Consider the following 23,108-nt stretch of genomic DNA (forward strand, 5'->3'; position numbering starts at 1 on the left):
CAATGAACGATCAAGAAATGGATATTTTCAAAATTATCTCTGCGGCGGGAGATTCCCGAGGATCTGCCTTTGAGGCCCTGCGCTTAGCACGTAAAGGGAAGTTTGATGAAGCAGAAGCAAAAATGCAAGAAGCCAAAGAAAAAAGCATCGATGCACATGATGTACAGACTCAATTGATTACCAGTGAGATCAACGGCGAGAAAACGGAAACTAGCTTATTAATGGTACATGCGCAGGATCACTTAATGACCAGTATCTTAGCACGTGACTTGATCGAAGAAATGATCGGAATGTTGAAAGAACAAAGCGAAGCCAAGGCTTTGCATTAAAAATAGGAGGAAAAAGGAATGAAGACATTACTAGTTTGTGCAGGGGGCTTCTCAACCACCATGATGATGGAGTCAATGAAAAAGGTGGTCAAGGAGTCAAAAAGCTTAGACGAAAAGGATTATCCCATGGAAGCAATTGGTGTTGATAAGCTTGAGCGTTACATCAACGATTATGACGTGATTTTAGTTGGTCCACAATTAAGTCATAAATATGACTTTATCAAAGGTGAAGCGGAGAAGGCGGATAAGCCGACGGTTTTATTAACCTCAGATATTTATGGATCAATGGATGGAGCTACCGTGATGAAGCAAGCGTTAGTTGCCTACCGAAAAAATCAAGCATTAAAAACGCAATAGTTAGGAGAGAAAAAAATGGAAAATCCAAAGAAACAGGGTGCTTTTGAAAAAGTAGAAGCCTTTATTCGTAAAACATTGGTTCCAGTTGCTAACAAAGTTGACAGCAATCCTTACTTAACGGCTATTAAAAAAGGGATGGTCGTCATGACACCGGTGCTATTGCTAGGTTCTATCGCGGCGATCTTCCCCTCTATTCCAGAATTTATCAAAACACAGGCAGTAGCAAATTGGTTCGAGAATTACGGGTATATATTTGGTATTATTTCTAAAGTTTCCTTAGGGTTAGTTGGTTTATACGCGGTTTTAGCAATTTCTTATTTCTTAAGTGAGCACTATAAACTATACACCGTAGGCTCTATGTTGCTTTCTGCCATCGCGTTTTTGATCGTGGCGATGGATGTCGATGATAATGGCAATATTGTTGCTTCATATCTTGATTCAAAAGGGTTATTCACCGCTATTTTCGTAGCAATTATCTCAGTGAAGCTGTATCAGTTTTTTACGAAGCACAAGCTGGTAATTAAGATGCCTGAAGGGGTACCTGATTTTGTTTCTAGTTCTTTTGAGTTGATTACACCAACGGCCGCTATCGGCGTTTTATTCATTGTGATTCGGTCAGTTACCGATAGCTTATCTGGTGGCGTACTTCTTCCGCAGGTTATCATGGATGTTTTGGCACCAGCAATTGGTAGCTTGGATTCATTATGGATCATTTATTTTGTTTTGGTATTGCGTTTAGTCTTCTGGTTTTTCGGGATTCATTCAGCAGTATTGTCACCAATCCTTTCACCAATTGCCGTGCAGTATTTGTCAGAAAATATCGCTGCTCATGAAGCAGGCGAACCGTTACAGCACGTGATTACGAATGGTACGTTATCTGCGTTTGCGAATTTTTCTGGTTCAGGAGTGACGATCGGGTTGGTGTTGGCGATGCTGATCAGCAAGTCGTTACGCTATAAAAAGGTTGGAGCAGTGGCTTTATTGCCATCTTTGTTCGGGATTAATGAGCCGGTACTTTTTGGGGTTCCAATCATTTTGAATCCGGTGTTAATGATTCCATTTATTTTTGGTGGCGCTTTAGTTGGAATGTTCCCAATGATTTGTATGAAACTAGGATTATTGAATTTCCCAATTTTCGACCCGCCTTATGTTCCAGTATTTATGGAGGGCTTTTTAACAGGTTTTGACTGGCGTGCCATCGTCATTCAGGTGATCCAGGTAGCCATGTCCTTTGGTTTATATCTACCCTTCTTTAAGGTTTTAGAAAAACAAGAATTAGAGCGAGAAGCACAATTAGAAGCCGAAAAAGCCAATTCCGTCATTTCCGATGACGATGAACAATATTTAACGGATATTGACTTTTAGTCAAAAAAGGGTGTGACGAGTGTTTTGTCGCACCTTTTTTAAATGAGGGAGAGTGTCACATGAACGTGGATGAATTACGTAAAAAAATTGCTGCAGCTAATTTAGCAGGATTACTCGTGACAGATAAGATCAATCGCCGCTATCTGTGCGGATTTACTGGATCGAATGGTTTGTTGCTGGTTACAGAGAATACGCTGCGATTATTTGTGGATGGCCGCTATACAAAACAGGCGCAGCAGCAGACTAGTAATGTCGAGATTTGTGAAATACCTGTAGGAGGCAGCCTAATTGAAACGCTGCGGCCATTTATAAAAGGGTTAGCCCTAGGATTTGAAGCTGGAACGATTTCATATCAGTTGTTTAGTACCCTTCAAATAGCAGTAGCTGAAGAAGAGGGGCATTTAGTCGAAACAAAGAATATGATAGAAGGATTGCGAATGGTCAAACGACCGGAAGAAATCGCGGCAATCAAGCAGGCGGCATTGATCGCTGATCAAACCTTAGAAAAAATTCTGCCAATGATCCGTGTCGGAATGACCGAATTGGAACTAGCGAACGAAATTGACTATCACAGCAAAAAACTAGGAAGTGAAGGTGCGGCCTTCGAGACAATCGTGGCTTCAGGAGAACGAACCGCCTTGCCTCACGCTCATGCCAGTCAGAAAAAAATTGCGGAAAATGAACTGATTATGATTGATTTTGGGACGATCTATCAAGGTTATTATTCGGACATCACTCGAACCTTTGGATTTGGTGAAGTACCGAAGTCGATTAAAGAAGCTTATCAAAGCCTGCTATCCGCTCAAAAACAAGCCATTGCCGCAGTTTCGCCAGGGAAAAAGCTTGGAGAAATTGATCAAATGGCACGGATGGTTTTGGAGCAAAGAGGACTGGATCAATTTTTCAGCCACAATTTAGGGCATGGACTTGGCCTTTCTTGTCATGAATATCCTGCATTAGCGCCACAAGAAACGGTGACCATTGAAAAAAATATGACATTTACCATCGAGCCAGGCATTTATTTGCCAGAAGCAGGCTTTGGCATTCGAATCGAAGACGATGTGGTCGTGAACGATAGTGGAGACGCTGAGAGTTTAACACGATTTAATAAGGAGTGGATGACAATTGGTTGCAACGGATAGCTTATTGATGGCTCTTTCCAATCTAGATGCTTTACCGGGACAAGAGACGCAGGTCCAGCGAGCGTTACAAGAAACGATTGAAGGCCCCAATAGAAAAGACACGTTTGGGAATGTGTACTTTGGTGATTTGGAGGTAAAAAAGAAGAAAGTTGCATTATATGCTCATATGGATGAGGTTGGTTTTTTCGTCCATCGAATCACGGAGGATGGATTTGTTTACTTTTATCCTATTGGCGGATGGTGGGGCCATGTGGTATTAGGGCAACAGGTAAGGGCGACCTGTCGTAAAAATGGCGCTGTTTTGGAGGGTGTTGTGGGAACGTTACCCAAAGCAAGTCATAATATGAATGATGTTGTATCAATCAGTGAAATGTATATTGATTTCGGCGTCCACTCAAAAGCAGAATTAGAAGCAGCAGGTCTGCAAATTGGAGATATGATCTTGCCGAACACTCAGGCGAAGAAAAGCTTCAATCATGAAAACATCATTGGTAAGGCGTTAGACAATCGAGTAGCCTGTACAATTATGGCTCAGGTAAAGAATCAGGTTCAGACAAAAAAGATTGAACTTATCGGCGTAGCGACTGTTCAAGAAGAAGCTGGAACTCGAGGTTCGAAAGTGGCTGCTTCTCAGGTCGATGGGGATATAAACATCGTGATTGACGTCGCCAATGGAAAAGACACACCGAAAGCCGCAGAGGTGCCAAATCGAATTCAAGGCGATGGCCCGGGACTAGTTTTGGCGGATAAAACCGCGTTGGTAAACCTAAAATTATTGGACTATTGCAGAGAAATTGCTGAAAAGAAGAATATCCCTTGGCAGTATGATTTACTAGGTGGCGGCGGCACAGACGCAGGCTCGGTCCAATTGTTTGCTGGAAAACCGACACTGGTTGTTTGTATTCCTGTCCGCTATTGTCATTCATGGAATTCCATCGTAAAAATTTCCGATATAGAGGTAACGATCGAGTTATTATCAGCAGTTGTTCGTTCGTTCGACGAGGGAGGAATTGATTTTGAGCAATTTTAGGGAGCAACGGTCTCGTTATGACACCTATTCGACCCAATGGGATTATGTGCAAGATCGGTTTGGTGTGAAAAATTTATTGCCCTTCTCCATTTCAGACACAGATTTTATGATTCCTGGTGGAACGATTGATGTTTTGTCTAACGCGGTTGAACGTGGATTTTTTGGCTATACACGATGGAATCATCTGGACTACAAACAAAGTATCAGTCGTTGGTTCCAACAGGCGTTCACTTGCTGGATTGATCCGAACTGGTGTGTTTATTCACCAAGTGTGATCTATAGTTTATCCGTTTGTCTTCAACTTCTGAGTAAAACAGGCGAAAAAATTGTAACGTTCACACCTTGCTATGACGCTTTTTTCAATTGTATCAGTGGCAATGAACGAGCATTGATTACTTTCTCACTGACGAACGATAAGGAGCGTTTTACCATTGATTTCTCTGCTTTAGAAGAAATTTTTGCTGCAGAAAAGCCCGCAATTTTCCTGTTGTGTAATCCCCACAATCCTACTGGTCGCGTTTTTACAGAGGAAGAATTGACTCATTTGATTACATTGTGCAACAAATACTCTGTGGCAATCATTAGCGATGAGATTCATATGGATGTGCGCCGACCTGGTAAAAAACATTTGCCGATTCTAGCGTTTATTAATCAGATCGAAGTACCTGTAGTGTTGCTGTCTTCTGCTTCAAAAACCTTCAATTCTCCAGGACTTGGTGGGTCCTATGGGATTTTTCCAGAAGAAGTATTGCGGGAGAAATTTCTGAATATTCTAAAGGGGCGGGATGGTCTATCCTCTATTCCTTATCCCGCATTGCTAGCGACAATGGATTGCTATAATAATCAAAAACAGTGGGTAGAAGAACTAAATCGAACGGTGGACGAAAACTTCACCGCTTTAAAAGGAATTTTAGCAAAGGACCCGCGAATTGATTTTAGGGTACCGGAAGCCACTTATTTAGGCTGGATCAATATCGCTAAGCTGCCATACACGATGGACGAATTGCAAACCGTGTTAGTAAAGAAAGAAAAAGTAGCCATCATGAAGGGTGAGACTTATGGGGTGGAAGGGCAGCGTTATCTGCGGTTTAATCTTGGTGCACCTAAAGAAAAAATCGTCGATGGTGCCGAGCGACTCCTACGTGCGATTCGATCTTTAGATGAAAGATCCTCTAAATAGAGGGTCTTTTTTTTTTAAGAAAGGAAGTATAATTGTTGAAAACTTGTTATATTTTGAAACATTTTTGCATGGCTTTAAAAATGTTCAATTGAGTGTTCAGTGTTTTTTTATTTTTCAGACTATTTTTTTGGTCTACTAGCAAAAAGAGCGGCGTGCTACATTATGGATGAAGGTGAGGATGATAATGACGAATAAAAATGTAGATAGTAAGTACCGAAAATTTTTAATTGTAAAGCGGTTGCTTGATCAAGAACACTTGAGTTATCAGCAATTATCAGATGAATACTATGTTTCTCGGAGTAGTATCGCTAACGATCTTTCTTTTATTAAGGAACTATTTTCTAAGGAGGACTTGGCTCTTACCTTTGACAATTCAGGAACGTTTTTTAAAGGAAGCGAGGTTCAGATTCAAAAGATTTTGAAACGCACTATTTTGCACTTACTTAATAGTGATCTATCAGTTGAGATATTTATTGATAGTGAGTTGATGCAGAAAGTATCACAAGGTTTTTATAAATCATTAACCGAAAAACAAATCGAGATTCCTGAAAGCTATATGCAAAATATTATTGTTTCAATCGTTTTGATCATTCAGAGAGCTAAAGAAGATCATCATATTCATTTAGAAGGATCTAATCAATACGGACAATTCTTCTTAGAATTTGATAAATATCCATTAGTTTATGGGCTCTTGAATGAATTGGAGGAACAGAATATTTATACTTTTTCGCAAGAAGAGATTCAATATTTGACCTATTTGATTGTAGGGAGTGGCTTGCGATTCTTTATGAAAGACGAAGCGATTCCATTTGCTTTTCGTGGAAAAGTTCGGTTTCTAATTCAAAAAGTCAGCGAAGGCCTACAAACTGATTTAACACAAGACAGTCGGTTAGAGGAAGACTTAGTGATTCACTTATATCAGCTAATCTTACGTCTTGAGGCACAGTCTTCTGTCATAAATCCGATGATTGATGAAATTAAGCAAACGTATCCAGCACTTTACGGCGTCGTATGGTTTGGGTTGGTTGAATTTTGTAAGCATTACCAAATTACTTTGACAGATGATGAAGTTGGTTTTGTAAGCATTCATTTCCAAGCTGCGATGGAACGGGTCAAGAAAATGCATAAAGTCCTTTTCGTTTGTCCAAATGGAATCGGAACCAGCTCTTTCGTATCAGCAAAGATTCGAAGAATTCTACCAGATGTGAATAGCATTGAAACAGCCTCAACTTCAAAACTTGAAGATATGGATCTTTCTGATGTCGATTTTATTATTTCAACGGTAGAAATTCCTGATACTGAAAAACCAGTCGTTCGCATAAGTCCGATGGTGACGGTTCAAGATATGAAACGGATCATGAACCAATATATTGATCTGATTATTGCACGAGAAGAAAAAAATGCTCCTAAATTGGAGGTAGCAAGTGAGACAAAGGATTTTATTGCTCAAAATATTCTATTTCATCATTTTTCTACCAAAGAGGACGCCCTCAATTATTTGATTGATCGACAAGAATTTTCGGATGAACGATTGGCGGATAAATTTAGGGCTTCTGTCTGGGAGCGTGAAAGATTGCAATCGACCTATCTAGATAACGGCTTTGCGATTCCTCATGGTTCGCCAGAATTTGTTGAGAAAACAGCGATTGCAATCTTGATTTTGGATAAGGCAATTAATTGGGGCAATCAAAAAGTCGATATTCTCATTTTACTAATGATTAAGGAAGAAGACATCCAAAAAGTTGAACCTGTGATGGAGCTTGTAATGCAGGGGATTGAGGATAAGGAATGGTTTATATCAAAAATGATGGAGGTTAAGGCATGAGTTCAATAAATACAATACTGCCAAGAGAACAAATTCAAGTTATTGAAACAATGGACAGTTGGCAGGCTGCAGCTAAACTTGCTGGACAGCCACTATTGAAAAAGGGTTTTATTACGAAGAATTATATTCAATCGATGATCCAAAGTGTGAATGATTATGGACCTTACATGGTCATAGCCGATTATTTTGCGCTGTTGCATGCTCGTCCAGGTGAAGGAGTCAATCAACAAAGCATGAGCCTGCTGGTTATAAAAGAGCCAGTAGATATGCTGGGTAAGCCAGTTAAAATTTTTATGGTTTTGGCAGCAGAAGATAACCAAAGTCATTTAGATAGTCTACAGAAGATTATGGCAATTTTTATGGAGCCGAAAAACTATCAAATAATTTTAAATGGAAGTAAAGAAGAAATAATTACACTTTTTAGTGAAAGGGGAATTGAATGATGAAAATTTTAGCAGTATGTGGATTTGGGGTCGGCAGTTCAATGGTTTTAAAAATGTCAATTGATAAAGTTGTGAGGGAATTAGGGCTGAAAGCAACTGTAGAAAATACGGATCTTTCAACAGCAAAAGCGACACCAGCAGATGTTTATTTTACCAGCAATGAGTTATTGCCAGAATTGAAGGGAGCCGTCAAATCACCTGTCTATCCAATCAAAAAATATATGGATGTCGTAGAAATACGCGAACAAATGGAAAAATATCTAAACGAAAGAGAGGGGTAGGAAAATGAGTTTTATTACAGATCATATTCTAAAAAATCCGCCTGTTTTACTTGGATTAATTGCAATGATTGGATTGCTCGTTCAACGAAAATCAATTTCTGAAATTGTTAAAGGTTCTATGACTGCGGCTTTTGGAATGGTCATATTGACCGCAGGTGTCAATATGTTGGTAGGAACGATCGCGCCAATCAATGCTGCTGTTCAAACGCAGCTAGGTGTAAAAGTTGCTGAGGGATTGTCTGATGTTACTTTCACTGCAGATTATGGTGGAACAGTTGGTCTAGCTATGTTCTTAGGATTGATTCTACATTTACTGATTGCTCGCTTTACGCCAATTAAAACAATTTTTTTAACTGGTCATATGCTATGGTGGTTTCCATTTGTATTAGTCGCTGGTGGTGTTGAGGCTGGTTTAAAAGGGATGATGTTAGTTATTGTCAGTGCTGTTTTGTCAGCAATTTATTGGTCAGTTATGCCATGGATTATGCGAAAATATGTATGGGATGCTACCGGAGATGATTCTTTCTTGATTGGTCATCCAACCGGAATCTTATCATTGATTTCGGGATTTGTTGCTAAGCGTGTCGGAAATAAAGAACGTTCCACTGAGGATTTAAATATACCAGAAAGCCTATCGTTTTTTAGGGAAATATCAATTACTGGTGGATTAGTTATGTTTCTAATGAACTTAGTTGTAGGAGTCATTGCACCAGTTCTAATTCCAAATGACGGAAATTTAATTATGTTTGCGGTTGAAGCAGGTTTGAATTTTGGCGCAGGATTGCTGATAATGCTTTATGGCGTTCGTTTATTGATTAATCAAATTATTCCTGCCTTTCAAGGAATTGCTGAAAAGGTTGTTCCTGGGGCGAAACCGGCTTTTGACGTACCAATTCTTTTCAATTATCGTCCAAATGCTGTGATTATTGGTTTTATCATAGCTATGATTACTTCAACAGTCTTAGTCATTGTTGTAAATAGTTTTGATTTATTCGGTATTTTAATCGTTCCATTAGTTATCACTAGTTTCTTTGAATGTGGTGGCGCAGCTGTAATTGGTGAAGGTCAAGGAGGGCTTCGCGGAGCAATCATAGGAACCGCTGTGTCAGCTATCGCTATGGTTCTGTTAGTGGGTTTTTCAGCAGTTGTCTTCAGTACCACAATTCAGAATTGGCTACTGATTTTCGGCGGAAATGATCTTTCTTTATGGGGCATGGTTGGAAAATTTATCAGTAGTTTGTTTGGAGGGTTTTAAATGTTTCAATATTTTGATCGTATACAGGAGATTTTAAATGAGGTTGAAGTATCGGAAGCTTCCGCCATCAATCAAACAATTGATCTGTTGACAGAAGCAAATTTAAATCAAAAAGGAATTTATATTTTTGGTGCTAGTCATGCAGGGATTTTAGCTGAAGAATTGTATTATCGAGCAGGTGGGATGATGACGATCAATGCAATCTTTGGCAGAGAGTTGATGTTGGATCAATCTCCCATAACAGTAACTAGTAAAATGGAACGATTGGAAGGGTATGGTACAACATTAGCTTCAACGATTCCTTTTAATGAAGGGGATGTGTTGATTCTTCATTCAGTATCTGGTCGAAATCCGGTAACGATTGATTTAGCGTTTGCGGCAAAAGAAAAAAAAGTGAAGATTGTTGCTTTAACCAACGTAAATTACTCAAAGCAGATTACTAGTAGACATTCTTCAGGAAAACGATTATTTGAATTAGTGGATGTTATTTTGGATAATCATGGAGATATTGGTGATGCCTGCTGCTCAATCGAAGGTATCGAACAAAAAGTTGGTCCTAGCTCAACAGTCGTAGGAGCAACAATGCTAAATACGATTATTGTTGAAGTAACTCGTAAATTAATTGAGCAAGGAATCGAATATCCACCAATTTTCTACTCTGCAAACATCGATGGCGGTGATCAATTGAATCAGCAACTATTCAAGAAATATGAAAAAGTTATCAATTACAGTCTTTAAAGAAAAGAAGTCCGTTTTAATTATCTTGATGATTATGGGATTATTACGAAAAAAGCAGAGAAGCAGCCAACAAATTTTGGCTACTTCTCTGCTTTTTCGTTCCATTTTTTGGGGCTCCAAATATTCCCCTCTAATGCTACTTGAAGACTCTCGTTGTCGTCTTCTAGCTGTTCGATGTATTTAATTACTTCATCAACAACAAATTTATTCTGCTCATTGGAAATCGCAGCCAATTGTTCTTGCAACCATGTATTTCGCATTTACTTCACCTCAAAAGCAGTGTAGCATAGAATTAATTAGTAGTCGGTGCGTGATGCTTGAGAGGAGAAATACAATGGAATTGAATGAAAGCGTTCTTTGCGAGATAAAAACAGAATTAGCTGCGGCAAAAATCGAGCTGGAACGATTGAAGCAGTTAGAATTCTCTAGTGAATTAAAGAATCAGCGTATAAAAACGCTACAGCAAGAAATTCAACAGGCAGAGCGCCTATTGAAAGGCTAAGCAGATTCTTAGCCTTCTAAATTTACGGGTGGTAAACTATTGTTAGAAGTAATCATCGGTATGAATGAGGAGGGCTTATTATGGCTAACAATGATGAATTAAAAGGAAAAGTAAACGAAGCAAAAGGAAAAGTTACAGACGATGAATCAACAGAATTAAAGGGCAAAATCCAACAAGGTTTCGGTAAAGCGAAGGATAAAGCCAAAGAAGCCGCAGATGATGTTGCTGGTAAGATCAACAAGAAAATTGACAAAGAAAAAGAAGATTAGTCTTTTAGACCTGCCGCGGCAGGTCTATTTTTATATTTTCTATCAGGGGCGATAAACAGTGAACGTGACATTATTGTCTCGTAGTAAGAGTCTATTAGTGTTTGACATATAATTTCTAATGAAAGCCTTTTTTATTTGCATTATAATTAGATAAAGATGAAAGGGGAAAGGTTGGAGGTACATGTCAAAAAGCGCATTATTGGTAGTAGACGTTCAGACGGGAACTATAGCACCGTTGATTGGAAAAGAGCCTTTTTTGAAAAACGTGAATGCGGTAATTGATCAGTTTCATAAAAAACGTTTGCCTGTGGTTCTGATTAAGAAGGCAGGTTATGGAGAGTTATCACCAAAGCTGCATCAAGAAGCCTGTGATTTAGTAGTAACGAAAGTCCAGATGAACACTTTCAAGGCAGCAGAGTTTAAGACGCTAATGGAGGAAAATGATTTCGAAAATTTCGTTGTGGTTGGTTTGATGAGCAATGCATGTGTTCAAGCGACCTGTAAAGGAGCTTTGGCAGAAGGCTTTCCTGTGACATTGATCGAGGATGCTCATGACTCTGTACTAAAGCCTATGCGGAATATTTGGAATAAAAAGCTGAAAAACGCTGGTGTAATGACAATGACCACAAAAGAATATATTGAAAAGCTAAAAAAGGAGTGACAGACTGTGCGGATTTTAGTAGTCGGTGGTAAAGGAACAATCGGACAAGCAATTGTGAAGAAATTAAAGGACAATCACGAACTCATCCTTGCGGGGAGAACAAGCGGGGATGTGCAGGTAGATTTGACATCGGTGGACAGTATCGAAACAATGTTCAAAAAAGTGGGGCACGTCGATGCGATCGTCAATGCATCAGGAACCGCAAAATTTCAGCTGGTAGAAGAGATGACACCGGAGGACAATATGGTAGCTGTGCAAAGTAAATTACTTGGTCAGATTAACCTTGCATTGATCGGACAGAAATACTTGCGACGTGATGGGAGTATTACTCTTACAACAGGGATCATGAAGGACGATCCTATTCCTGGCGGTGCTTCGGCAGCGATGGCGAATGGCGGTGTCTTAGCTTTTGTAAAATCAGCAGCGATTGACTTTACTCAAGGGATTCGTATTAACTGTGTCAGTCCGAACGTTTTGGTGGAATCTTATGATAAATACAAAGATTCTTTTAAAGGATTTGTACCAGTGCCGGCAGAGCGTGTAGCAATGGCCTATGTTAAAAGCGTTGAAGGAAAACAAACGGGTCAAGAATATCAAGTTTATTAACAAGAGACTCACTTTCGCATGAGCGGAGGTGAGTTTTTTGTAAACGTTATTGCTTTTTATGGAAAAATAGTTTCATATATTGTCTGATTAGCCTATAATAGAAATTAATACTATAAAAATAGTTTCGAAGGTGTTGCGATGTTAGCGAAAAAGCTTTACTTAGATAGTCATTTAAAGGAATTGATGGAGTTTCCAGATAATGCGTTTCCTTTTGGTATTTGGCAGGATGACTTTAATGAAACGGTAGGCCAAATGTTGAACTATCATTGGCATGAAACAATTGAGATGAATGTCCTGTTAAAGGGAACACTGGACTATCGTTTAGATGACCAATGCTTTCTCTTAAAAGAAGGAGATACTATGATTGTCTATTCAAATAGTTTACACGGAGCGGCTCTAAGTAAAAAGGAGACGACTGCTGAGATGCTGACCATTGTCTTTTCGCCAGATCTGCTGACAGGCGGCGGTGCAGGAACTATCTATCAAAAGTATTTTCAATCATTGAGTGAAAAAGGCTTTCTTGGAGAAAAAATTGAACACTCTGGAAAGATGGGACAAGAAATGTATAAACGACTCATCGATTTAGCGACTGTCGATGAAGGAGCGGGCTATGAGCTGAGAATCCTCTCTAAACTTAGTTCAATTTGGGAAAAACTATTCCTATATCTGCTGGAAAAAGACAAGACTCCACTGAACAAACGCCCGGAAAAATACGAGAAAGAAATAAAAGCGGTTATGAACTATATTCAGCAAAATTATATGAAGCGTGTGACGATTCAAACAATTTGTGAACACAGCAAGATTAGTCGTTCAGAATGTTTTCGGATTTTTGCTCGTTTTACCCAAAAGAAGCCCATGGAATATATCAATGATTATCGACTATCAATGGCTATCGGGTTGATGCTGAATACTAAGTGGACAGTCGAGCGAATCGCGCAAGAATGTGGGTTTAAAGATGCCAGCTATTTTGGCAAGCTGTTCAAGGCCCGTTTTAATCAAACACCTAAAAGCTATCGGACAAAGCAAAGAAAAGAGGAACGATCAATTGGATAAGATTGCAGTATTGATCCCTTGCTATAATGAGACACAGACCATTCAAGCAGTGATCGATGATTTTAAACAGGAGTTGCCAGAAGGGACAATCTATGTGTATGACAACAATTCCACTGACGATACCTATGAGATTGCCAAAGCGGCAGGTGTAAAGGTCAAGAGGGAAAGTCGACAGGGAAAGGGAAACGTTGTTCGGACGATGTTTCGCGAAATTGAAGCAGAATGCTATTTGCTAGTAGATGGAGATGATACCTATCCCGCAAAAGATGCGCGCCATTTATGTCGTGAAGTCTTAGAGAATGGTGCGGATATGGTCATCGGTGATCGCTTATCTTCAACGTATTTTTCAGAGAATAAGCGACCATTTCATAATTCTGGGAATGTTGTGGTTCGTAACCTAATCAATTACTTTTTTAATGGGAACATCAAGGACATTCTAACGGGCTATCGAGCGTTGAGTCCCTTGTTTGCTAAAAGTATGCCGGTCTTGAGCAAAGGCTTTGAGATCGAAACGGAAATGAACATTCATGCCTTAGATAAAAACTTTGTGATCAAAAATATAGAAGTCGATTACCGTGATCGACCAGAAGGCAGCGATTCAAAATTGAACACGATCTCTGATGGGCTGCGAGTGATCAAAACAATCTTCCAACTATTCAAGGATTATCGTCCGCTAGTGTTTTTCAGTGTATTGGCAACGATTTTAGCAGGATTGTCGATTATCTTAGGTAGTCCTGTTTTTCTAGCCTATTTACGTACTGGGTTAGTAGAGCGAATGCCAACACTGATCACCGCAGGATTTTTGATGCTAGCTGCTTTACTGAATCTATCCTGTGGCTTCATTTTGGATACAGAGAATAAAAAAGCACGACAAAATTTTGAGCTGCAGTTGAATATTTTACAGCAGCTTATTAGAGGAGGAAATATATGATTAAGGCTGTAGCAGTAGACATGGACGGGACATTTTTAAATAGTCAAAATGATTATGACCGTACGCGATTTGAAGCACTTTTTTCTCGGATGAAGGAGAAGGGGATTCGTTTCATTGTGGCTAGTGGAAATCAGTATTATCAGCTCCGCTCGTTTTTTAGCGGAGACCGAGGAATTACTTACGTTTCGGAAAATGGCGCATTGATCTTTAACGACCAAGGCCTACAATGGGAACGTCATTTCTCAAAGGAATTGACAGAAAAAATCATGACGTTTTTAGTAGAGGGCGCCCATGATTTAGAGTTTGTTGCGTGTGGGGTCAAGTCTTCTTATTTATTGGAAAGTGCCAGCGAAGAGTTCAAAAAATTTGCTAGAATTTATAGCTATCGACTAGAAGAGCTGGCGGATTTTGAGGATCTTCCAGAAGATCCGATTGTGAAATTTGCGTTAGATGTGGAAGTTGAAAAGACGTATGAGATCGCCGCTCATTTGAATGAAGCCTTTGGCGGAGAAATCACAGCGGTTACTAGCGGTCATGGCAGTATCGACATTATCATCCCTGGGGTGACGAAGGGTCGAGCAATCAAAAGCTTACTAGATGAATGGGGAATCGAGCCCAACGAACTCGCGGCCTTTGGCGATGCGAACAATGATTTGGAGATGCTCGCCTTGACAGAGTACAGTTATGCCATGAAAGAATGTAGTCCAGAAGTTTTAGCGACAGCCAAGCATCAAGCGCCGTCTCATAATGAATCTGGTGTTTTGCAGGTGTTGGAAGATTTAATTCAATAAAAAGGAGTGGAAACAGCTATCTTTCGCTGTTTTCACTCCTTTTTTATTTGTCTGCTTCTTCTGTATATTCCTTATACGATCGGGTTTTATATAGTTCTTCTGTTGAATGCTGATTGTTGTGAGAATAAACGCTGGTAGATTTTTCTCCAAGCTCTTTTTCGATGTCTGTTAAGTCTTTTATCGAGTTCTTGTAATTAATGTCCTCTGTTTTTACAGGTTTGATCCCGCTGTCATAATAAAAGCGCAGCAAATCGCCATTATTGATTTGATCGGAGGTGGCTAATTGCTCATCTACTTTCTTCTTCACTTCTTTAGCCGATTCAACGATTTCAGGATGGCTAAAGTTTAGTAAATCTCCCGTCTGGTTATCGTAAACATCGCCTTTGTGATAGGAGTAATCTTTTGTAACGAAATTGCCGTTGCGAAAGGCCACTACTTCGTCTCTGTTGGGCGAAAGTAAATCCTGCCCTAGCAGCATCAAATGATCGGACTCATAACCAATTAGGCTCAGAAGGGTTGGCAACACATCCACTTGTCCGCCATAGGTGTGATTGATCGTTCCCTTATCTTGACCAGGAATATGGATAATGAGGGGGACTTTTTGTGCTTGTATCGCATCAAAGGTGGTCCAGTCCTCTTTGCCAAACAATTCTTTTGTATCCTTGATACGAGAATCTGAAATACCGTAATGATCGCCATATAAAACGATCATAGAATTTTCGTAGAGCCCACTTGCCTTTAGATAATCGAAAAATTCCTTGATGGCCGTATCTGTATAATTAGCTGTCGCGAAATAACCATCAATTGTTGAATCGCCAGTATTGACCTTTGGAAAACCGTTCTCAGCTTCCGGTAGTTCTGAAAAAGGATAGTGGTTTGAAACAGCCAAAAATTTTGCATAAAAAGGCTGCTGCAAATGCTCTAAATATTTTACCGATTGTTGGAAAAAGGGCTTATCATGCAACCCATATTGGAAAGAATTCTCATCGTCCAATTTGTAATAGCTGGCGTCGAAGAAATGCTGGTAGCCAAATTTTTTATAGGTTTCGTTTCGATTCCAAAAATTCCCAGCGTTTCCGTGGAAAGCCGCTGTTGTATATCCTAATTTTTGATCAAGAAGTGCCGGAGCTGCATTAAAGGTATTTTTCCCGCCTAATTGTGAAAAAAGAGAGCCTTGATTCAGTCCAAATAATGAGTTCTCCAATAAGGTTTCCGCATCACTGGTTTTTCCTGCGCTCACTTGATGGTAGAAATTATCGAAGCTAAAGGAATTGTTGCTGTGGTACAAGCTATTTACGAAGGGCATCACCTCATGTTCGTCCCCATTTTCGTCCTTTAGTTTGTAATCGATCAAGAACTGATGGGCGCTTTCCAAGTGTACATAGATGATATTTTTCCCTTTTGCAAGGCCAAAGGTTTCTTCATTCTTTTCTTTAGGCTGCTGCTTCAGCTTGTCTGCTATAACCGCCATATCATTTGGACTGGCTTGCGCGCGGATTTGGGAAACTTGATAGGTCTTAATCCCGTCATAAACGGTGTAAGCGTTGATTCCTAGATATTTCACTAAATAATCTCTAGAGAAGGTTCGTGTCAGTAGTCCAGGTCGGCTTGTTTCCGCTAAAGCAATGTTTCCTAATAGAAATAGCAGTGAAGCAATCGTAGTTATAAAAGCAAACTTTCCACGTACCGGACGGGTATCCAGCGGAATCTTTTTTAAAAGCAAGGCCACCAATACAACGATACAATCCAGGAAATAAAGAACATCATGCGGCCTAAATAGCCGAATCGCACTTTCACCCAGCCCACTTGCGACTTTTCCAGCACCTAGTATCGTATCGATGGTAAGAAAATCAGTGAACTCCTGATAATAAACGACGTTCGCAAGAAGCAAAATACTTAATAATAAGTAAATCAGATAGCCTGTAACATAAGCAGCTCTTGTTCTTCGGATAAACAAAAAAATCGATAAAAAGAGCATCGTTGTCGCTATCGGATTGATCAAAAGAATAAATACTTGTAAGGCATTATCTAACCGCAAATCAAAATCAATAAAGTAGGCGAATACGCTTTTTCCCCATAACAGCAATGTCAATAGTAGAAAGAAGCCGAAGCGTGCATTCATTTTAGCTTTGAACATACAGAAACCTCTCTTAATCAGCTTTGTAATTAGTTTATTGTACCGAAGATTGAGTGGCTATGTAAAGGCTATCATAAATGCAACTTGCTAAATTTATAAAAAAAGCAATAGTGGATGGCGAAACAACAAATTATTTCCATCTTTTGAATTCTTTGCAGAAAAAAAAGAACGATAGGTTTTTCTATCGTTCTTAACTTATGCTTCTTTGGGTTGCTGTTGATGCTCCTTGACGAAGGCTTTTGCTTCTCTATTGATCGTTTTGAGGTCGCAGCCCTGTTGCTTTGAGGCAAAAACACAGCCGCAGTAGCATTGACGATACACATCGTATTCCTTACACATTTCAATAGAGCGTTGATAGCCAGAATTCTTCTTAAAATCACTAGGCAGATAATGTGTATTGTAGATTTTTTGAATATCCATGCCGATTTGATTGATTAATTGACTATTTTTTTTCGGAGAGATCGTCAGAGCGCTACCGAAGTAATCATATCCTCGTTCCAATGCTTCTTTTGCTGCTAAATCGAGGCGCATATTGAAACATGCAGTACAGCGTTTGCCGCCTTCAGGTTCTTCAGTTAGATTGTTTTGCTGCATGAATTGAATAAAGTCGTTTGGCTTATAATCATCAATAATCAGCTCCACATGATTGCCTGTCGCCGCGTTAAAATCATTGATAAATTTTTCTTGGACGAGCACGCGTCGTTGGTATTCACTCTCTGGATGAATGTTTGAGTTGGAAAAGAAAATAGTTACATCTGCATGCTGAGTTAAAAATTCTAGTGTGTATGTGCTGCAAGGCGCGCAACAAGAATGAATCAGAATGCGTGGGCGAACCTTCTCTTTTTCCCATGCTTGAATCATTTTGTGAAGCACTCTATCATAATTTATTTTTTGATTGCTCATTTTTTCAACGATTTCCGTTGCATCAATTGTATTCATAAAATCACCTGAAGGTATTATAAGTGAAATGTCGTTAGAAGGAAAGCGGTGATAGGTAGTCCACTATCTTAAAACAAGCTAGATTAAACGTTAAAAGTCTCTTAGATGATTGAATTTTATCCATTATCAGTATAGTATATACTAGAAGGTATATACCGAATAGATTCCTGAGAAGATTAGCCTAGCCAAGGTATGAAAGAATCAGTATAGTGAAAATGATGATTAAAAACGAAATACATAAAGCGAATGAAGGAGAAAGTATGGAAGAGAAAAAATCAACAAAGGCAAAATTTGATCAAGTCTCCGCCGAAATTGAAAAACGCATTCATGAGGGTGTGTATGTCAGTTCGCAGAAATTGCCTTCTGAATACGATTTGGCAAAGGAATTTGACTGTAGCCGATTAACGATACGTAAGGCGATTGATGATTTAATCACTAAGAACATTTTAGTGAAACGACGAGGCAAAGGCAGCTATGTGATGTCACAGCCAAAAATTCAAAGCGGACGCTCCGGGCTGCAAGGCTTTACTGAAGCAGCGAAAGCTTATGGAAAAACCAGCAGCACAGAAGTTATCTCTTTCCAGCATGTTACCGAACCCTCAGAAGAGATATTGAATGCCTTGCAATTAGAAGAAGATCAGCCAATTTATGAACTTGTTCGGCGGCGAATTCTAGATAATGAACCAATGACGGTGGAAAAAATTTATTTATCCGAATATTATGTCAAGGGCTTAACCAAGGAGGACTTCAACGGCTCCCTATTCCAGCTATTAGAAGAAAAAACTGAGATTGCTTATTCCCATCAAGAAGTAGAAGCAATTTTAGTACGGCCAGAACTATCAAAACTTTTGGATGTGCCAATGGGTGATCCGTTGTTACAGGTTTATTCCGTAACCTATGCGTTAGATGCGACACCAATATTTTATGATATTTCATACTATCGATCAGATCGCTATGTATTTAAAACAACGCTGACTCGATACAACCACTAAACAAATACATTGTTGATAGAAACGAGGAGACTTCTCATGACCATTGATTTTAGAAGAGTAATTGAAGAAAAGAAAGAGCAGTTTTATCAGGATCTTGATCAGGTGATGCGAGTGGAGAGTGTGAAAGGGGAATCTGCAGAACACGCACCATTCGGTCAGGGACCAAAAGCAGCTTTAGAAACGGTTATGGCATTGGCCGAGACCTATGGTTTTAAGACCGCAATCGTCAATGATGCTGTTGGGTATGCGCAATGGGGGGAAGAGGAAGACTATATTGCTGTCGTAGGACACTTGGATGTTGTTCCTACTGGGGAAGGCTGGACCTTTCCCCCCTTCAAATTGAGCAAAAAGGATCAGCGTTTTTATGGTCGCGGCATTTTAGACAATAAGGGCCCGATTTTATCCTGTTTGTTTGGATTGAAATTATTAAAGGATATGGATTTACCAGTAAAAAAAACCATTCGAATTGTCTTTGGAACCGATGAAGAAAGCGGCAGTTCAGATATCCCGCTTTATCTAAGTGAGGAACCAGCACCAGTGTTTGGTTTTACACCAGACTGTAAATATCCAGTAGTTTATGGCGAACGTGGGATTGTAAATTATGAGATTTTAACCCCATTTGCTGAGGAAATGCTGGAGCCTATAGGAGAATTTGTCGGGGATCAAGCAAGAGATCATGTGCCCGATGACTTATCGGTGAGGATCGACGGGGAAGAGGTTCGTGTTACAGGGAAAAGAGCTCCATCGAATGCGCCAGAGCTTGGGATGAATGCCATTACGTTATTAGCAGAAAAAATCAATCAGGAAAGACGACTTTCAGGAAAACTGCAAGAATACTTTTTATGGCTAGAAAAAAGTTTGGCGAACAAGCATTATGGGGAAGGACTTGGTATTGATTTTTCGGATACAGACAGTGGGAAACTAATGGTCACTCCTTATGAGCTGCTCAAAAAGGGGAATCAGTTGTCTCTTTCATTAGCCATTCGCTATCCAGTTTCTGTGACAGAAGCAGAGGTAACGAAAGCACTAGAAAAACATCTTCCACCTAAGAGTCAACTATCAGTGGTTCGCCGCATTCAAAGCAGTCATTTTCCAAAAAATGATCCGAACGTTCATGCTTTGTCAAAGATTTATGAAGACGTTACAAAGCTAGATGGGACGCCAGTAACAACTACAGGAGCCACTTACGCACGTTTTTTACCCAATATCGTCGCATTTGGGCCGTCATTCCCTGGACAAAAGGGGATTGCCCACAATCAAGATGAATATATGGATGAAGAAGATTTATTGCTGAATATGGAAATCTATATGCGTGCCATGTTAAAACTAATTGAATAAAACCAATGAGACCTGACATGAATTGTCAGGTCTTTTTTCATGGCGTGATACTTTCTGGGAACAAAATAAAAAAAATTTAAATTTAGTATATACAAAACAGTATATACTATTTATAATGAGGTCAGATTTTTAAATGTAAACGGTAACGAGAGGGGCATGAAGATGGCGTGGGGAGCGATTGCCACATGGCGTATGGCGCACGATGGCGTAGTTGAAGCAATGCGATTATTAGAAAACAAAGCAAATGCAGGAGATGCTGTGGAGGCTTTAATCAAAACAGTGGAGGATTATCCCTATTATAAATCAGTTGGATTTGGAGGGCTGCCAAATGCGGAAGGTATCCTAGAAATGGATGCAGCCTTTATGAATGGAGACACGTTTGAAATTGGCGCGGTGGCGGGCATCACAGATGTAAAAAATCCAATTTCTGTCGCACGAAAATTGAGCAAGGATAAATTTAATAGCTTTCGCGTAGGTGAAGGGGCAACGAAATATTCAATGCTGGAGGGGTTTGAAAGAAAAAGTATGCTGACGGAGCGTGCTCATAAAATATGGGAGAAGCGTTTGAAAGAAATTCAGGAAAACAATTTGAACCCTTACGACGGTCACGATACAGTCGGAGCTATTACATTGGATCAAATGGGCACCATGACTGCGGGAACCTCTAGCTCGGGACTCTTCATGAAAAAACCGGGGCGTGTAGGAGATTCACCATTATCTGGTTCTGGTTTTTATGTAGATAGTGAAATTGGCGGCGCGGCCGCGACAGGGTTAGGAGAAGATTTAATGAAGGGCTGCTTATCTTATGAGATCGTTCGATTGATGGGAGAAGGTCTAAAGCCACAGGCTGCCTGTGATCAAGCGGTTTATGAATTCCATGATAAATTAACGGCGCGTTATGGAAAAGCTGGCGCCTTCTCATTGATTGCGATGAACAAAGAAGCCGAATGGGGCGTAGCGACGAATGTTGAATTCACCTTTAGCGTTGGAAATGATCACGAAGAACCGCAAATTTTTATCGCTAATATGGGGGCAGAGCATACTACTATTATTGAGCCAATTACACAAGATTGGCTAGACGCTTATGAAAAACGGATTAAGGCACCAATTGTATAAAAAAATTTAGGAGAGTGAATACTATGAGTAAAAAACAAATTTATCTATTTTGTGATGCAGGAATGTCCACAAGTATTATGGTCAATAAAATGATGGAGGTTGTAAATAAACATAACATGCCTCTTCAAATCACTGCTTTTCCGGTCGCACGGTCACAAGAAGTTGTTGAAAAGGAAAAACCTGTGGCTATTCTTTTAGGTCCACAAGTAAAATTTCTATTGGAAAAAACCAAGGAGCAATTCGCACCATTAGGCATACCCGTCGCTGTAATCGCTCCAGAGATTTACGGGATGATGGATGGCGAAAAAGCGATGAAAGAAGTTTTGAAATTAATTAAACAAAATAAAAAATAGTACCTGATTGATTGGAGGAAAAAAAGATGCAGAAGTTTTTAAACTGGTTGGAAAGAGTTTTGACCCCATTGGCTAAAATTATCGGGGAAAATAAATATTTGATTGCGATTCGTGACGGATTTTTGATTTCCACGCCATTATTAATTGTTGGTTCTTTTTTCTTATTACTGGCGAACTTTCCAATTCCTAATTGGAGCAACATCATTACTCCAATTTTAGGAAGCAACTGGGAATCGTTGATGTCTGTTCCTGCGTCAGCCAGTTTTGATGTCATGACGATTTTAGCTGTCGTTGGAATTGCCTATAGCTTGGGACGTCAATTGGACATTGATGCGATACAATCCGGTGCGTTAGCTCTAGTATCTTTCTTCATTTTGACCCCTTTTACAACCCAATTTACGCCAGAAAACAGCACACAGGTTTTTGATGTTACTAGCTTACCGCTGAAATGGATGGGTTCAAGTGGTTTGTTTTTAGGGATGATTATTTCTTTAGTATCTACACGAATTTTTGCAGCAGTTATTCATCGCGGCTGGACGATCAAAATGCCTGAAGGGGTTCCACCAACCGTAGTAAAATCCTTTGAAGCATTAATTCCGAGTTTTGTGGTTGTGACGATTATGTTTGTGATCAACTGGCTAGTTTCATTGACTCCAATGGGGAATTTGCAGGATGTCATCTTTAAGTTTTTACAAACGCCTTTACTAAGTTTAGGAAACACTTTAGGCGCCATGATTATTTCTTATCTGTTTTTACATTTCTTCTGGTTTTTTGGTATCAATGGAAGCAGCGTGGTAGGTGCGGTATTTAATCCCGTTTTACGTGCGCTGTCAGTTGAAAACATGCAAGCCTTTAAAGATGGACACCCAATTCCAAATATCATCACAGGGCAATTTCAAGATATGTTCGCAACGTTTGGCGGTGGCGGCTCCACCTTATCATTGATTATTGTGATGGTCATCTTCTGTAAGAGTCAGCGAGTAAAAAAATTGTCTCAATTATCACTAGTACCGAGTATTTTCGGAATCAATGAGCCGATTATCTTTGGATTGCCGATTGTCTTGAATCCGATTCTTCTGATTCCTTTTGCACTTGTTCCTACTATTAATATTATTATCTCTTACTTCGCAATGGATTGGGGAATCGTTCCTTATACAAATGGGATTCAGCTACCATGGACGACACCGCCGATTATTTCTGGCTTCTTAGTCAGCGGCTGGCAGGCGTCTGTCTTGCAGGCACTACTTATTGTATTGGGTATGGCGATCTATTATCCCTTCATTAAAGTATTAGACGATCAATATTTACGACAAGAAAAAGAAGCAGAAGAACTTGATGCAGAAGAAATCGACTTTGATACGTTTGATTTTGACGAAATCTAAGATAATCGAAAAGCTAAAAGTATGCTAGTAACTTGTAACGAACAAAGCACCATGAAAAGATAGTAAAAAGTTAGTAGGACGGATTTATTTTTA

At 39.6% G+C, this 23,108-nt stretch carries 26 protein-coding genes; 23 read left to right on the top strand and 3 right to left on the bottom strand.

Going from position 1 to position 23,108, the window contains the following annotated elements:
- Nucleotides 1-2: 2 nt before the first annotated feature.
- The 11 genes from J9537_RS19105 (at nucleotide 3) to J9537_RS19155 (ending at nucleotide 9,945) form a co-directional block, all read left to right on the top strand.
- The gene (locus J9537_RS19105; protein ID WP_028021183.1) at nucleotides 3-329 is read left to right on the top strand and encodes a PTS lactose/cellobiose transporter subunit IIA; all 327 of its coding nucleotides are present in this window, start codon (nucleotides 3-5) and stop codon (nucleotides 327-329) included.
- Between the two features lie 18 nt (nucleotides 330-347).
- Entirely contained in the window at nucleotides 348-686 is a 339-nt protein-coding gene (locus tag J9537_RS19110) for a PTS sugar transporter subunit IIB (RefSeq protein WP_028021182.1), read from the top strand.
- A gap of 15 nt (nucleotides 687-701) precedes the next feature.
- Nucleotides 702-2,051, top strand: coding sequence for a PTS sugar transporter subunit IIC (locus J9537_RS19115; protein WP_028021181.1), 1,350 nt, complete (start codon nucleotides 702-704; stop codon nucleotides 2,049-2,051).
- Nucleotides 2,052-2,110: 59 nt separating this feature from the next.
- Complete coding sequence (locus J9537_RS19120; RefSeq protein WP_218257448.1) at nucleotides 2,111-3,193, top strand: M24 family metallopeptidase; 1,083 nt, start codon at nucleotides 2,111-2,113, stop codon at nucleotides 3,191-3,193.
- Nucleotides 3,177-4,223, top strand: a complete 1,047-nt coding sequence (locus J9537_RS19125) for a M42 family metallopeptidase (protein ID WP_028021179.1) — start codon at nucleotides 3,177-3,179, stop codon at nucleotides 4,221-4,223. Before J9537_RS19120 ends, J9537_RS19125 begins: the two co-directional genes overlap by 17 nt.
- Entirely contained in the window at nucleotides 4,210-5,403 is a 1,194-nt protein-coding gene (locus tag J9537_RS19130) for a MalY/PatB family protein (protein ID WP_028021178.1), read from the top strand. Before J9537_RS19125 ends, J9537_RS19130 begins: the two co-directional genes overlap by 14 nt.
- 184 nt (nucleotides 5,404-5,587) lie before the next feature.
- Nucleotides 5,588-7,228, top strand: a complete 1,641-nt coding sequence (locus tag J9537_RS19135; protein WP_028021177.1) for a BglG family transcription antiterminator — start codon at nucleotides 5,588-5,590, stop codon at nucleotides 7,226-7,228.
- Entirely contained in the window at nucleotides 7,225-7,671 is a 447-nt protein-coding gene (locus J9537_RS19140) for a PTS sugar transporter subunit IIA (RefSeq protein ID WP_028021176.1), read from the top strand. Before J9537_RS19135 ends, J9537_RS19140 begins: the two co-directional genes overlap by 4 nt.
- Nucleotides 7,671-7,952, top strand: coding sequence for a PTS sugar transporter subunit IIB (locus J9537_RS19145; RefSeq protein ID WP_028021175.1), 282 nt, complete (start codon nucleotides 7,671-7,673; stop codon nucleotides 7,950-7,952). The genes J9537_RS19140 and J9537_RS19145 overlap by 1 nt, the downstream gene beginning before the upstream one ends.
- A gap of 4 nt (nucleotides 7,953-7,956) precedes the next feature.
- The gene (locus J9537_RS19150; RefSeq protein WP_028021174.1) at nucleotides 7,957-9,207 is read left to right on the top strand and encodes a PTS ascorbate transporter subunit IIC; all 1,251 of its coding nucleotides are present in this window, start codon (nucleotides 7,957-7,959) and stop codon (nucleotides 9,205-9,207) included.
- The gene (locus tag J9537_RS19155) at nucleotides 9,208-9,945 is read left to right on the top strand and encodes a sugar isomerase domain-containing protein (protein WP_028021173.1); all 738 of its coding nucleotides are present in this window, start codon (nucleotides 9,208-9,210) and stop codon (nucleotides 9,943-9,945) included.
- Nucleotides 9,946-10,025: 80 nt separating this feature from the next.
- Here J9537_RS19155 and J9537_RS19160 read toward each other — a convergent pair whose 3' ends face one another.
- Nucleotides 10,026-10,205, bottom strand: a complete 180-nt coding sequence (locus J9537_RS19160; protein ID WP_028021172.1) for a hypothetical protein — start codon at nucleotides 10,203-10,205, stop codon at nucleotides 10,026-10,028.
- 74 nt (nucleotides 10,206-10,279) lie between these two features.
- Between J9537_RS19160 and J9537_RS19165 the strand changes: the two genes are divergently transcribed.
- From J9537_RS19165 to J9537_RS19195, 7 genes are all read left to right on the top strand, one after another.
- Nucleotides 10,280-10,447 (top strand): hypothetical protein, encoded by a 168-nt coding sequence (locus J9537_RS19165; RefSeq protein ID WP_010743846.1) that lies wholly within the window; start codon nucleotides 10,280-10,282, stop codon nucleotides 10,445-10,447.
- Nucleotides 10,448-10,527: 80 nt separating this feature from the next.
- Nucleotides 10,528-10,716 carry a CsbD family protein gene (locus J9537_RS19170; RefSeq protein ID WP_010743845.1) on the top strand — a complete coding sequence of 63 codons (189 nt, stop codon included), beginning with the start codon at nucleotides 10,528-10,530 and terminating at the stop codon, nucleotides 10,714-10,716.
- 181 nt (nucleotides 10,717-10,897) lie between these two features.
- Nucleotides 10,898-11,377, top strand: coding sequence for an isochorismatase family protein (locus tag J9537_RS19175; RefSeq protein ID WP_028021171.1), 480 nt, complete (start codon nucleotides 10,898-10,900; stop codon nucleotides 11,375-11,377).
- A gap of 6 nt (nucleotides 11,378-11,383) precedes the next feature.
- Nucleotides 11,384-11,983 (top strand): short chain dehydrogenase, encoded by a 600-nt coding sequence (locus J9537_RS19180; protein WP_028021170.1) that lies wholly within the window; start codon nucleotides 11,384-11,386, stop codon nucleotides 11,981-11,983.
- A 138-nt stretch (nucleotides 11,984-12,121) separates the two neighbouring features.
- Nucleotides 12,122-13,036: an AraC family transcriptional regulator gene (locus tag J9537_RS19185; protein ID WP_028021169.1), complete on the top strand. Its 915-nt coding sequence runs from the start codon at nucleotides 12,122-12,124 to the stop codon at nucleotides 13,034-13,036.
- The gene (locus J9537_RS19190; RefSeq protein ID WP_028021168.1) at nucleotides 13,029-13,967 is read left to right on the top strand and encodes a glycosyltransferase family 2 protein; all 939 of its coding nucleotides are present in this window, start codon (nucleotides 13,029-13,031) and stop codon (nucleotides 13,965-13,967) included. Before J9537_RS19185 ends, J9537_RS19190 begins: the two co-directional genes overlap by 8 nt.
- Nucleotides 13,964-14,758: a Cof-type HAD-IIB family hydrolase gene (locus J9537_RS19195; protein ID WP_028021167.1), complete on the top strand. Its 795-nt coding sequence runs from the start codon at nucleotides 13,964-13,966 to the stop codon at nucleotides 14,756-14,758. The genes J9537_RS19190 and J9537_RS19195 overlap by 4 nt, the downstream gene beginning before the upstream one ends.
- A gap of 43 nt (nucleotides 14,759-14,801) precedes the next feature.
- On the opposite strand, the gene J9537_RS19200 is transcribed toward J9537_RS19195, so the two are convergent.
- Both J9537_RS19200 and J9537_RS19205 read right to left on the bottom strand, forming a co-directional pair.
- Nucleotides 14,802-16,895 carry an LTA synthase family protein gene (locus tag J9537_RS19200; RefSeq protein ID WP_218257449.1) on the bottom strand — a complete coding sequence of 698 codons (2,094 nt, stop codon included), beginning with the start codon at nucleotides 16,893-16,895 and terminating at the stop codon, nucleotides 14,802-14,804.
- A 195-nt stretch (nucleotides 16,896-17,090) separates the two neighbouring features.
- Entirely contained in the window at nucleotides 17,091-17,834 is a 744-nt protein-coding gene (locus J9537_RS19205; protein WP_028021166.1) for an epoxyqueuosine reductase QueH, read from the bottom strand.
- A gap of 260 nt (nucleotides 17,835-18,094) precedes the next feature.
- Here J9537_RS19205 and J9537_RS19210 point away from each other — a divergent pair, with 260 nt between their 5' ends.
- The 5 genes from J9537_RS19210 to celB all read left to right on the top strand — a co-directional run bounded on the left by J9537_RS19210 (nucleotide 18,095) and on the right by celB (nucleotide 23,015).
- Nucleotides 18,095-18,826, top strand: a complete 732-nt coding sequence (locus tag J9537_RS19210) for a GntR family transcriptional regulator, LSA1692 subfamily (RefSeq protein WP_028021165.1) — start codon at nucleotides 18,095-18,097, stop codon at nucleotides 18,824-18,826.
- Between the two features lie 36 nt (nucleotides 18,827-18,862).
- Nucleotides 18,863-20,164: a M20 family metallopeptidase gene (locus J9537_RS19215; protein ID WP_028021164.1), complete on the top strand. Its 1,302-nt coding sequence runs from the start codon at nucleotides 18,863-18,865 to the stop codon at nucleotides 20,162-20,164.
- A 162-nt stretch (nucleotides 20,165-20,326) separates the two neighbouring features.
- Nucleotides 20,327-21,280, top strand: coding sequence for a glycosylasparaginase (locus tag J9537_RS19220; RefSeq protein WP_028021163.1), 954 nt, complete (start codon nucleotides 20,327-20,329; stop codon nucleotides 21,278-21,280).
- Between the two features lie 23 nt (nucleotides 21,281-21,303).
- A complete protein-coding gene (locus tag J9537_RS19225; protein ID WP_010743834.1) occupies nucleotides 21,304-21,633 on the top strand; it encodes a PTS sugar transporter subunit IIB in 330 nt (109 codons plus the stop codon).
- Between the two features lie 26 nt (nucleotides 21,634-21,659).
- Nucleotides 21,660-23,015, top strand: a complete 1,356-nt coding sequence (celB, locus tag J9537_RS19230; protein ID WP_028021162.1) for a PTS cellobiose transporter subunit IIC — start codon at nucleotides 21,660-21,662, stop codon at nucleotides 23,013-23,015.
- Nucleotides 23,016-23,108 lie beyond the last annotated feature (93 nt).

It is taken from the genome of Enterococcus raffinosus, assembly GCF_019175485.1.
GTDB lineage: Bacteria > Bacillota > Bacilli > Lactobacillales > Enterococcaceae > Enterococcus_A > Enterococcus_A raffinosus.

Excerpts from the sequence above, each read along its gene's own strand:
- J9537_RS19105 (WP_028021183.1), top strand. The coding sequence starts at position 3 with ATGAACGATCAAGAAATGGATATTTTCAAAATTATCTCTGCGGCGGGA.
- J9537_RS19110 (WP_028021182.1), top strand. The coding sequence starts at position 348 with ATGAAGACATTACTAGTTTGTGCAGGGGGCTTCTCAACCACCATGATG.
- J9537_RS19115 (WP_028021181.1), top strand. The coding sequence starts at position 702 with ATGGAAAATCCAAAGAAACAGGGTGCTTTTGAAAAAGTAGAAGCCTTT.
- J9537_RS19120 (WP_218257448.1), top strand. The coding sequence starts at position 2,111 with ATGAACGTGGATGAATTACGTAAAAAAATTGCTGCAGCTAATTTAGCA.
- J9537_RS19135 (WP_028021177.1), top strand. The coding sequence starts at position 5,588 with ATGACGAATAAAAATGTAGATAGTAAGTACCGAAAATTTTTAATTGTA.
- J9537_RS19140 (WP_028021176.1), top strand. The coding sequence starts at position 7,225 with ATGAGTTCAATAAATACAATACTGCCAAGAGAACAAATTCAAGTTATT.
- J9537_RS19145 (WP_028021175.1), top strand. The coding sequence starts at position 7,671 with ATGAAAATTTTAGCAGTATGTGGATTTGGGGTCGGCAGTTCAATGGTT.
- J9537_RS19150 (WP_028021174.1), top strand. The coding sequence starts at position 7,957 with ATGAGTTTTATTACAGATCATATTCTAAAAAATCCGCCTGTTTTACTT.
- J9537_RS19155 (WP_028021173.1), top strand. The coding sequence starts at position 9,208 with ATGTTTCAATATTTTGATCGTATACAGGAGATTTTAAATGAGGTTGAA.
- J9537_RS19160 (WP_028021172.1), bottom strand. The coding sequence starts at position 10,205 with ATGCGAAATACATGGTTGCAAGAACAATTGGCTGCGATTTCCAATGAG.
- J9537_RS19165 (WP_010743846.1), top strand. The coding sequence starts at position 10,280 with ATGGAATTGAATGAAAGCGTTCTTTGCGAGATAAAAACAGAATTAGCT.
- J9537_RS19170 (WP_010743845.1), top strand. The coding sequence starts at position 10,528 with ATGGCTAACAATGATGAATTAAAAGGAAAAGTAAACGAAGCAAAAGGA.
- J9537_RS19175 (WP_028021171.1), top strand. The coding sequence starts at position 10,898 with ATGTCAAAAAGCGCATTATTGGTAGTAGACGTTCAGACGGGAACTATA.
- J9537_RS19185 (WP_028021169.1), top strand. The coding sequence starts at position 12,122 with ATGTTAGCGAAAAAGCTTTACTTAGATAGTCATTTAAAGGAATTGATG.
- J9537_RS19195 (WP_028021167.1), top strand. The coding sequence starts at position 13,964 with ATGATTAAGGCTGTAGCAGTAGACATGGACGGGACATTTTTAAATAGT.
- J9537_RS19200 (WP_218257449.1), bottom strand. The coding sequence starts at position 16,895 with ATGTTCAAAGCTAAAATGAATGCACGCTTCGGCTTCTTTCTACTATTG.
- J9537_RS19205 (WP_028021166.1), bottom strand. The coding sequence starts at position 17,834 with ATGAATACAATTGATGCAACGGAAATCGTTGAAAAAATGAGCAATCAA.
- J9537_RS19210 (WP_028021165.1), top strand. The coding sequence starts at position 18,095 with ATGGAAGAGAAAAAATCAACAAAGGCAAAATTTGATCAAGTCTCCGCC.
- J9537_RS19215 (WP_028021164.1), top strand. The coding sequence starts at position 18,863 with ATGACCATTGATTTTAGAAGAGTAATTGAAGAAAAGAAAGAGCAGTTT.
- J9537_RS19220 (WP_028021163.1), top strand. The coding sequence starts at position 20,327 with ATGGCGTGGGGAGCGATTGCCACATGGCGTATGGCGCACGATGGCGTA.
- J9537_RS19225 (WP_010743834.1), top strand. The coding sequence starts at position 21,304 with ATGAGTAAAAAACAAATTTATCTATTTTGTGATGCAGGAATGTCCACA.
- celB (WP_028021162.1), top strand. The coding sequence starts at position 21,660 with ATGCAGAAGTTTTTAAACTGGTTGGAAAGAGTTTTGACCCCATTGGCT.